At 39.9% G+C, this 8382-nt stretch carries 8 protein-coding genes; 7 read left to right on the forward strand and 1 reads right to left on the reverse strand.

Going from position 1 to position 8382, the window contains the following annotated elements; genetic code table 11:
- Positions 1-10 precede the first annotated feature (10 nt).
- The 5 genes from NFR51_RS08930 to NFR51_RS08950 all read left to right on the forward strand — a co-directional run bounded on the left by NFR51_RS08930 (position 11) and on the right by NFR51_RS08950 (position 6852).
- The gene (locus NFR51_RS08930) at positions 11-2509 is read left to right on the forward strand and encodes an ATP-binding protein (RefSeq protein ID WP_251713346.1); all 2499 of its coding nucleotides are present in this window, start codon (positions 11-13) and stop codon (positions 2507-2509) included.
- An 18-nt stretch (positions 2510-2527) separates the two neighbouring features.
- Entirely contained in the window at positions 2528-4303 is a 1776-nt protein-coding gene (locus NFR51_RS08935) for a hypothetical protein (protein WP_251713347.1), read from the forward strand.
- Position 4304: 1 nt separating this feature from the next.
- Positions 4305-5330: a phage tail tip lysozyme gene (locus NFR51_RS08940; RefSeq protein ID WP_251713348.1), complete on the forward strand. Its 1026-nt coding sequence runs from the start codon at positions 4305-4307 to the stop codon at positions 5328-5330.
- Positions 5331-5432: 102 nt separating this feature from the next.
- Positions 5433-6290, forward strand: coding sequence for a hypothetical protein (locus NFR51_RS08945; protein WP_202231706.1), 858 nt, complete (start codon positions 5433-5435; stop codon positions 6288-6290).
- Between the two features lie 46 nt (positions 6291-6336).
- Positions 6337-6852, forward strand: coding sequence for an EF0163 family protein (locus NFR51_RS08950; protein ID WP_251713349.1), 516 nt, complete (start codon positions 6337-6339; stop codon positions 6850-6852).
- A 176-nt stretch (positions 6853-7028) separates the two neighbouring features.
- Here the strand turns inward: NFR51_RS08950 and NFR51_RS08955 are convergent, their stop codons facing one another.
- Positions 7029-7331, reverse strand: a complete 303-nt coding sequence (locus NFR51_RS08955; RefSeq protein WP_202229587.1) for a nucleoside triphosphate pyrophosphohydrolase family protein — start codon at positions 7329-7331, stop codon at positions 7029-7031.
- A 351-nt stretch (positions 7332-7682) separates the two neighbouring features.
- Between NFR51_RS08955 and NFR51_RS08960 the strand changes: the two genes are divergently transcribed.
- Positions 7683-7934 (forward strand): hypothetical protein, encoded by a 252-nt coding sequence (locus NFR51_RS08960; protein ID WP_202231525.1) that lies wholly within the window; start codon positions 7683-7685, stop codon positions 7932-7934.
- A gap of 70 nt (positions 7935-8004) precedes the next feature.
- Positions 8005-8223 carry a hypothetical protein gene (locus NFR51_RS08965; RefSeq protein ID WP_251713350.1) on the forward strand — a complete coding sequence of 73 codons (219 nt, stop codon included), beginning with the start codon at positions 8005-8007 and terminating at the stop codon, positions 8221-8223.
- Positions 8224-8382 lie beyond the last annotated feature (159 nt).

Consider the following 8382-nt stretch of genomic DNA (forward strand, 5'->3'; position numbering starts at 1 on the left):
AGAGGGTGGGATGCAACTTGAATATCCGATTGAGCGTACTCATGAAAATATTGCTCTAACAAAAGAGGGGGAGGCTTTTGGTTTTTATACCGTGCCATATTTTGCTTCCTCCGTGATTGATGATAAAAGTAAAGAGGAGGTCAAACATAAAACAGAACGTGCGGTTCGTCGTCTATTTCCAAATAAAAACTTTGAGTGTTCTCTTATTGCAAGAGACTTTTTATTGGATGAAAAAATGGAGGAGTTAAAAGAGTCTTGCCATGAGGATTTCAAAGATGTTGCGGCGCGCCACTTGAGAGAGAGGGTTCATACTTTTGTCAAAGAAGCAGAAATCCCCTCGAAATATGTATGGCTGGTTGCGGTTCGTTTGGTGAAAGAAGAACGTGCCATGACCTTTAGAGAATTACTCCAAGAAGCAGGGAGAAAACGTGTCCATAAGTTTTTACGTGCTTTTGGTTTAAGGAAAAAAATAAATGCGGACTGGTATAAAGAGTGGCTGTATGCAGAAAGTGAAGTGGCTCAAAAGCTAAAATCACTGAAAGCCGTACCTCTTTCAAGCGAACAAACGTATTACTATCAACGCTTACAATTTTTACCTTATATCCCCCATCGACTGGATGAGGTTATGGAAACAAGGGATACTATCAATGTGACAGACACCATGCTCTATAATAGCGTGATGGGACGACTTCGATTTGTGGCCCAACAAGGAGAAAGCTTTGTTTCTATTCTTCCTCTTGGGAAAAATAGGGGGATCCTCACCAATAATCATATGGGAGAAATCGTCCAAAACTTTAACTTTCCTGTCGGTTTTAAAATTAAGGCACAGTTTCCTACAGTGGGAGGTGCGACAGGGCTTAAAAGTAAAATGAAGGCAGCGCTGGCACGTTTGAAAGTTATTGTGAAAGAAACCGCCTTATCGGGCAATGTCTTGTATGACCGTATTGTTTTAGGAAAACATGCCCTAATCAAGATGGCAAAAGATGTGGAACGTAGAGAACCCCTTATTGAATATGGGGCATTTTTGATTGTCATGGCTAAAACCGAAGAAGATTTGCGTGTCCGTGTAAAAACAGCCATGCATGTCTGTGATGAGTTAGGGATAGCTCTGTCTCGTGCTCGCTTTGACCAACCTTACCTCTTTCAAAGCTTGTTGTATGGGCAAAAAATGAGCCTTGTGACCCGTTTCTGGTCGCATGTGACCAATGCGAAAGGCTTTTCACAACTTTTGCCTTTCACAACCGTAAAATGTGGTTCAGAAGTTGGTTTTCCTATTGGCCGTGTCGATACCAATTATCACAGATGGGATACGCTGAAGGAAGCCTTACGTGCTTCTTTTAATTTTGTCTTTTATAATCCTATGCTTGCCAATAAGGAGGGGATTTTAGGGAAGGTCACTAAAAACTTGTTGACCATCATCACAGGGGCAACGGGTTCAGGAAAGACAGTGCTTGCTAACTTAATCTTTGTGAATGCCTTGATGGACCGGGTGAAAATTCTCTATATCGATCCCAAGCGTTCCTTAAGAAAGCATTGGGAAAAAATCGCAAGAGACCCCAAAACGCCCTCAGACGTGGTGAAGATGATTCAAGCCATCAATTTTGTCACTCTGGACAGAAACAATAAGGAAAATCTGGGTGTGCTTGACCCTATCATTTTCTTAGATAAAGAAGATGCTTTGGCTACCGCAAGAGGAATGCTTTATGAGATAGGGAAAGGGCACTTAAGCGGCAATCATATCACGGCCATCTCAAAAGCAGTAAAGGAAGTTGTGGAACGTAGACAAAAGGGGGAACTTGTGGGCTTTAAGCAGGTCCTTGAACTTTTACGGCATCATGAAAAAGAAGAGGTGCAGGAAATTGGAGAGTTTCTCTTTGAGAAAGTGGATGGCTCGCTTTTAGAGTTGGCCTTCTCAGACGGTAAAACCAAAGGCCTGTCTTTTGATGAACATGCGACCGTTTTAGAAGTTGCCAACCTCGAACTCCCGCAATCTCACACAAAATTTGAAGATATTTCTGAAGATGAACACCACTCCATGATTCTCATGCATGCATTGGGTGCCTTTTGTCAGCGCTTTGGCTCTCTGAATGATGAAGAAGCAACGATCGAATTTATCGATGAAGCTTGGGTTTTGATGAAATCCAACATTGGGCGCCGCCTTGTGATGACCATGAAGCGTGTGGGTCGCTCTCAAAATAATAAATTGGTGATTATTTCTCAATCGGTCAATGATACGAAGTTTGAAGAAGATACCACGGGTGCTGGAGAGCGTTTCTGTTTCTTTGAAAATGGGGAAGGGGATAATATTCTGGAAGCTCTGGGCTTACCTGTCACGGATAAGAACAGGAAGTGGATTCAAAATACCAATCAGGGACAATGTGTGTATTATGATGTTTTTGGCAATATCAATCGTCTGTCTGTCGAGGTACCTCCTCAATGGGGAGCTTGGCTTGCGCCCGTAAAAGAAGACAAACAATCTCAGATGGAGAAACGCTATGCCAAAATTTAGGAAAGAAAGGAGAAGATGATGACTGCTTTTCAAAAGCAATTCACGGACTATATCGGCAGTCTTGCGCAATATAATTTGTTCAAAGAAACCATTGGTGGTGGACCAGTAGAGGTGGTGGCCAACATTTGGAACGTGCTTTTTAAGGTTCTTGTGGATATTCCTTTTTTCTTTTTAAAGTTCGGTGTGATTGTCAATACCTTTATTGTCAAGCTTTTAGACATTTCAGGCCCTCTATCTCGTGTGCAACATGAAGCACTGGTTAGCGCAAGAAATATCTTTGTATCCTTTATCGGAGGAAGTAATGGCTCTATTTCTAAAGATTCAGGGGCTTGGGGGTTGGTGACGATAACCTTGCTTTACCTGCTTTACCAGTTCTTTAACGGCAAGGGGAATTTCAGACAGGCTGTTTTGCATTATTTTTCTGTCGTCATGACTATGTTTTTCTTCTTTAGCAGCTTTACGGTCACTATAGGCGGACAGACCAAGACACAGATGGGCGGAGAGATTGCCTTTCATCTGGTGCAGGATACTTCTGAACGCTTTAAAAATGTCGTGACTTCTGCCATGACAGGCTATAAAGGAGAGGAGACAGGGGACTTCTTTGTCAATTATGTGCTTAAGCCTACGGCCAACTTTGCCAATACAGGCAATCCTAGTGGAAGTCTGCCTGATGGTTCACCATTTGACTATAAGAAAGCCAACCAGTCACAGGCTTATGTGGATGATCTGGCAAGAGGGGAGGAAGGCTTAAAGTATCTTAAAAATACCAGTGATGCCCTGCCTTATCAAATGATGGCGGTTGCCATGGGATACGGTAATCTTTTGGTCTATTTTCTTCCTGTGGCTCTGATTAATGCCATTATCTCTGTGACCACCCTTCTTCTTTGCCTATTGCTTGTCTTGTCGCCTCTGGCGGCTTTTTTAAGCTTTATTCCTCCCTTTAGAAATGCCTTCTTTCAGCTTTTGGGCAAGAGTTTTACCTTGTCTGTCGCCCCTGCCCTCATTTCTGTTTTTGTAGGTTTTCTTTTTTACCTCATGTCGCAAATTGATTGGATTGTATTGAGTGTGGTAGGCAACCCTCATCAAGGCAGGAATCTTTTTTCTTTCTTTACGGGTATGAATGCCTTGCTTTATCTTGTGACCCTCTCGAGTATCTTTATTCTTAAAGTAGTGGCTCTTATTTTCTTATGGAAAAAAAGAAACTGGATCACCCAAACGGTCACAGGAAGTTCGACCCTCGCCCAAGGGGCTTGGGAGTCTGTCCGTGCAGTGTCTGACCCTCTCCATGAAACAGGTGAGAAAGTCCAAGAACTTGCGCAAGCCGGAACACTGGCAGGCCTGGGTTATGCGACAGGTAACCCACAGCTCATGCTTCAAGGGGCAAGTATGGTTGCGCCACGCTTGTCTCGCCATTTGGGTGTGATGGAGAAGCTTAAAAAAGGGTTCTCCACTTCTTCTGAAGAAGAAGAGCTGGAGGAGGGCAAGCCTTTGGAGGAAAAAGAGCCTCCTGTGGTCCTTCCTGAAGAAGAAGGAGAAGAGGAAGAAAAAGAGTCCTCCCCAGAAGAAGAACCTTACGATTGGCGCCATGCCTATACAGACGAAGGGCCAGAAGAAGAAAAAGAAGAGGAGGATGCCTATGACTGGGAGAGTGTGACGCCTTCTTTTGAAGATGACTTCTCTTCTTTTTCTTTTGAGGAGGAGGAAAGCGGAGATTTTGAGCCTGAGGACTTTCATAGAGAACAAGAAAATGCATGGGCTCAAGCTGTAGAAGACTTGAATGGAGCGCGAGGGTAATATGAAAAAAATCTTTCTTTTCCTTTCTGCGCTTCTTCCTTTCTGCCTTCTAGGCTTTCTTGTGCTTCTTTTGGCTGTGAGTAGCTTATTTGGGGCAAGTAAGCAAGAAGATGTTCCAGAGATTACAGGGGGAGGGTCACCTCCCGTGACGGGGGAAGCCCTAAAGGTTGCGACAAAAACTTATCAGCACTTGATGAAAGAACAGCATTTTACTCCAGAAGGGGCTTCGGGTGCTCTTGCGGTTGGTCAACGGGAAAGTAACCTTGACCCCAAAGCCATTAACCCTGCAGGAGGAGTGGCGGGACTTTTTCAGTGGTCGGGTTGGGGGAGTTTCATTAATGGCAATCGAATACATGCGGAAGGCTCGATTAAGGGAATGGACTTGTCTACCTTAACCCTTGATAATGAGTTGAAACTCCTTGATTATGAGCTGAATGGTTCTTATTCTAAGGCGAAGGACCTACTGAGTAAGTCTAAAGACCCTGTCCAAGCCGCCAAAGATTGGTCGCTCTACTATGAGGGGGTGAGTCTATCGGATGGACAGAGCAAGATAGAAATGATTTCTCAGCTGGCCAACCAGTGGTATGTCTATTTTAACGGGGCTGCTTCATCAGGTGGGGATATAAAATTACTTAATGAAGTCTTAGGCAAGAAGGTAGGTTCTGGGCAGTGTTATGCCTTGTCCGATTACTATGTACATTCTATCAGTGGCTTTCATCTTCAAGGCTTGTGTGCTTTTAATATTGGCTCAGATAATTTCAGCAGTTTCACTTCTCATGGTTGGAAAGTTATCATGAAGCCCAAAGCCAGCGATCTTGTGGCAGGTGCTGTAATTAATTGGGGCTTCGGATCTGTGGCAGGTTCAGCCAGTGAGAATCCCTATGGACATACAGGGGTTATCAGTAGTGTGAAAGGTAATAGTTTTAGCACTTATGAACAAAATGTGGGTGGTGTACAAATTGTGCAGAAAATGAACCGCACATGGGACAGCAGTATTACAAGTATTGCCATACCGCCTAAAAAGTAAAGGTGTTCTTTAGAAGCATGAGGAGTTGGAAAGGAGGGGAAAGAAATTTTAAAAAATGTTATACTAAGCCTAATACTATTCATGTTATTTGGAAGCTTTGTTGTGATAAGTTTTAGTGGGGTAATAACAGCTATTAAAGTTGGTTGGGAAATGCCTTCAAAAAACAAGATTAATCGTAGAATAATACTTGCATTATTGTTACAAGTATTAGCAATGGTTCTTTACTTCTTCATTAATTATGGGTACTCTTTAATATCAAATGGAAACTTCATTACTGCCAGCATGATAGATGCTTTTTCACATGTGTTTTATTATCAATTTAGAGCTAGTCCAGTGTTTAATACTGTTGTAGAAACTCTTTTTCCTATTGTTATGGTGGGGATATTTCTTGTACTCATATCAAGAGGCATCACTTCGGGCGATACTTCGAAATACGGTTTTGTAATTGATAAAGAAAAGCAGAGAGTGGTTATGAATACTGAAGAAAAGGAGACAAAGGTATGGCTTCCTTTGTCTCTATTCCAATCATTATTTATTTTTGGTTTTCTCATGCTCACTTCTATTCAGCTTTGCCTGTTTGATAAAGTTGTTTATCCTGCAATGCTTCCAAAACTTGTAGGAGTTGTGACAATTATAACAGTGTTGTCTACATTGTTATATAGTATTATTATCTTTATTCAGTTTAAGGATGTTGCGGAGTTGGCTGCTCTTCAAAATTTGATGGAAGACTCTGATTATCTTGAAGTTCGTAAAGTAATGGAAGCGACTATAAAAAATAATGGGCTACAGCTTGAAGGAAGTGAGTTCTTTCTTGAATTAAATGAATATATTGAACTAGGGGTGATTAAATTCCTTCCTGAAGTAAAGGCAGAAAAAATCGAATTAGATAAAATGTATAAGTTAGAGATTCCTAGACATATTCGAAGAAAATATGAAAGGGAAATTCTTTCTAGAAACTAGGAGCATTAGCATGAAGCTGGTGTTTTTTTTATAAAAAAGGGGAAATATGAAAAAAGTAAATATATGGCTATTAGGGGTTACTTCACTCTTATGGCTTTCAGCTTGTGGCAATTCTCAAATTGAAAAGCCAGATAAGATAATACCTTCCTCTTCAAAAGAGATAAAGCAATCATCAGAGGAAAAGGTATCCCCTCCACAATCTTCGGAAAAAAAGCCTGTTTCAGAAGAATTTGACTCAGACAAGGCCAAAGCTGTCGTCAAGGACTTTCTTTACAGCTATTATAACTATGAGTCAGAAAACAAGCGCAATGAAGCCACAAAGGTTTTTTGTAGCCCAGAGGTACAAAAGAAACTGTACTTGGTTAAAGTGGATAAGGACATAAAAATGAGGTCTTCTGTGACTTCGTCAGATATTTATGAGGGAGGAGAAGGGGAGTACATGGTCTTAGTAAGCTATGAACTTAATGGCAATTCAGTGACACCACAGGTTTTAAAAATTTCTGTTCAAGAAGAAGCAGGGACGTATTTAGTCAGCGCGGTTGACTTTCCCTTGATGAATTAAGGAGGTTGTTTTGAATACCAATAGAATTAGAGATGAGTCAAAGACTTTTTAACTTAGTATAAAAAAGACGTGTCAGAGGACAAGTCTTTTAGTTTGGAGAGAACATATATTGATTGTTTGTAGATTATACAGGCATTGTAATATTTATTACTATGTGAATAGTGTGGAACATAGAGTCAAATTTTTTCTTTTGTAGATAAGAATTTTTCTAGTTCTTTTTCAATGTCTATATCTAGTCTGTTCGAAAGCTCAATTAACCACCAAATATTTTCTGCCATTTTTTCTTCCAAAGAGTATGGAGTTTCATCATAGTAACGATTAAATCGGGTCATCACAAGTCTATTTAAATTTCCAATGTCATTAGAGAGCGCTAATAAATCTTCTTCTATACTCCATTTTTCACCATGTTTTTTTATTTCTAATTCATGGTATCTTTTACGAATTTTAACGCTTTTGTCAACCAATTCTTTTATTTCCATTTTACCTCCTAGCTTATGATAATTATACCATTTTATGCAAAACTGTGATTGAGAAGAAGTATATGAGAGTAAAGGAGGATTAGGAAAAAGGATGATATACAGGCTATGAGAGGGAACGCTTGGTGAAGGGCTTGGATTAAAAGGAGATAGAGTTTAGATGTATATATCCAAACAAGAGAAGTATTTAGTCAGCGCGGTTGACTTTCCCTTGATGAATTAAGGAGGTTCTTATGAATACCAATAGAATTAGAGATGAGTCAAAGACTTTTTAACTCAGTATAAAAATAAGACGTGTCAGAGGGCAGGTCTTTTTAGTTTGAAGTAAATGAAACTGGAGGTTTAAAAGAAATTATGAAGCAACTTACAGAAGAAAATAAAAAGGAACTCGAAAATATTGCTTATTCTATCGTTCGTTTGAATGGACAATTTGAAGATTCCTATGAATTTTTGACACGAGGTAAAGTGGTCTTTTATAAATTGGTTCGTCAAGCAGAAGAAATTCTTGGCGAGGAGATTGTTTGGGATTTTACTGGATATGGTTTTTGTGGAGAAAGTTTAGACAATGCGTCTTCTGCAATTTGGAGAATTATTGACCGAACGTGAATATGTTTGTTAGTCAGGTTCCATGCATTGAATAAATGGAAAATCATATCAATTAAAATTGGAGGATTAAATGATTGTTTATAGATTGAGAGGGCATCGATTTGTGAGTTTATATTGTTCAGATGTACCTGAAAGGTCTGTGACTTCTGAATTTGATTTTGTTTCTATGGAACTGGATAAACATTTCAATTATACAGGAGCCGCAATACCCTATCGTAGGGAAGAAATTGTAGAGAAATTTCGTGTAGAAAGAGATAAGGAGGGGAAACTTGTAAGGAAAGAAATATAACAAAGTAAATGAAGAACTAAGAATAAAATCATTATTACAAGGACAAGAGAAATCTTGTCCTTATTTTTGGTATAAGGAGAGGATGGACTAATGTCAAATAATTAGACAGAAAATGAGCTATGTTTTCTTAAAATAGTTTTCCTCCTTCTGATTTGGAGT

It is taken from the genome of Lactococcus ileimucosae, assembly GCF_943193185.1.
In the GTDB taxonomy this organism is placed as follows: domain Bacteria; phylum Bacillota; class Bacilli; order Lactobacillales; family Streptococcaceae; genus Lactococcus; species Lactococcus ileimucosae.

Excerpts from the sequence above, each read along its gene's own strand:
- NFR51_RS08940 (WP_251713348.1), top strand. The coding sequence starts at position 4,305 with ATGAAAAAAATCTTTCTTTTCCTTTCTGCGCTTCTTCCTTTCTGCCTT.
- NFR51_RS08950 (WP_251713349.1), top strand. The coding sequence starts at position 6,337 with ATGAAAAAAGTAAATATATGGCTATTAGGGGTTACTTCACTCTTATGG.
- NFR51_RS08935 (WP_251713347.1), top strand. The coding sequence starts at position 2,528 with ATGACTGCTTTTCAAAAGCAATTCACGGACTATATCGGCAGTCTTGCG.
- NFR51_RS08955 (WP_202229587.1), bottom strand. The coding sequence starts at position 7,331 with ATGGAAATAAAAGAATTGGTTGACAAAAGCGTTAAAATTCGTAAAAGA.
- NFR51_RS08965 (WP_251713350.1), top strand. The coding sequence starts at position 8,005 with ATGATTGTTTATAGATTGAGAGGGCATCGATTTGTGAGTTTATATTGT.
- NFR51_RS08930 (WP_251713346.1), top strand. The coding sequence starts at position 11 with ATGCAACTTGAATATCCGATTGAGCGTACTCATGAAAATATTGCTCTA.
- NFR51_RS08960 (WP_202231525.1), top strand. The coding sequence starts at position 7,683 with ATGAAGCAACTTACAGAAGAAAATAAAAAGGAACTCGAAAATATTGCT.